General features: G+C 54.1%; 1 rRNA gene. It reads left to right on the top strand.

Annotated elements, in window-relative coordinates:
- Positions 1-68: 68 nt before the first annotated feature.
- A 23S ribosomal RNA gene (locus Adu01nite_RS47425) occupies positions 69-1,328 on the top strand; the annotation flags it as partial.

Raw genomic sequence — 1,328 nt, 5'->3', positions numbered from 1 at the left:
CGTATCGGGTTGTGGGTTGGTCGTTGGTTGAGAATTACACAGTGGACGCGAGCATCTTTGTTTTCTGTGGTTAAGTTGTAAAGGGCGAACGGTGGATGCCTTGGCATCAGGAGCCGATGAAGGACGTGGGAGGCCGCGATAGGCCTGGGGGAGCTGTCAACCTAGCTGTGATCCCAGGGTGTCCGAATGGGGAAACCTAGCACGAGTCATGTCGTGTTATCCGCATCTGAATTCATAGGGTGTGTGAGGGGAACGCGGGGAAGTGAAACATCTCAGTACCCGTAGGAAGAGAAAACAACATGTGATTCCGTGAGTAGTGGCGAGCGAAAGCGGATCTAGCCTAAACCAGATACGTGTGATACTTGTCAGGGGTTACGTATCCGGGGTTGTGGGACTGTTCTTGAGTGTGCTGACACGCGCTCGGAGAGTTACAAAGTTGCATGTTAGTTGAACGGTGTGGGAAAGCCGGCCGTAGAGGGTGAGAGCCCCGTAAACGAAAATGTGTGACCTCTCTTGAATGGCACCCGAGTAGCAGCGGACTCCTAGAATCTGCTGTGAATCTGCCAGGACCACCTGGTAAGGCTGAATACTTCCTGATGACCGATAGCGGACGAGTACCGTGAGGGAATGGTGAAAAGTACCCCGGGAGGGGAGTGAAATAGTACCTGAAACCGTTCGCCTACAATCCGTCAGAGCCTTTAGGGGTGATGGCGTGCCTTTTGAAGAATGAGCCTGCGAGTTAGTGGCACGTGGCGAGGTTAACCCGTGTGGGGTAGCCGTAGCGAAAGCGAGTCTTAATAGGGCGAATTTAGTCGCGTGTTCTAGACCCGAAGCGGGGTGATCTAGCCATGGGCAGGTTGAAGCGTGGGTAAGACTGCGTGGAGGACCGAACCCACCAACGTTGAAAAGTTGGGGGATGACCTGTGGTTAGGGGTGAAAGGCCAATCAAACTCCGTGATAGCTGGTTCTCCCCGAAATGCATTTAGGTGCAGCGTCGCGTGTTTCTTGCCGGAGGTAGAGCACTGGATGGTCTAGGGGGCCTACAAGCTTACCGAAATCAGCCAAACTCCGAATGCCGGTAAGTGAGAGCGCGGCAGTGAGACTGCGGGGGATAAGCTTCGTAGTCGAGAGGGAAACAGCCCAGATCACCAGCTAAGGCCCCTAAGCGTGTGCTAAGTGGAAAAGGATGTGGGATCGCATTGACAACCAGGAGGTTGGCTTAGAAGCAGCCATCCTTTAAAGAGTGCGTAATAGCTCACTGGTCAAGTGGTTCTGCGCCGACAATGTAGCGGGGCTCAAGCACACCGCCGAAGCTGTGGCACTCACAC

Source organism: Paractinoplanes durhamensis, from assembly GCF_016862175.1.
Classification (GTDB): Bacteria; Actinomycetota; Actinomycetes; order Mycobacteriales; family Micromonosporaceae; genus Actinoplanes; species Actinoplanes durhamensis.
Note: the sequence above shows the minus strand (reverse complement) of the source record. Positions and strands in the feature narration are given on the sequence as shown.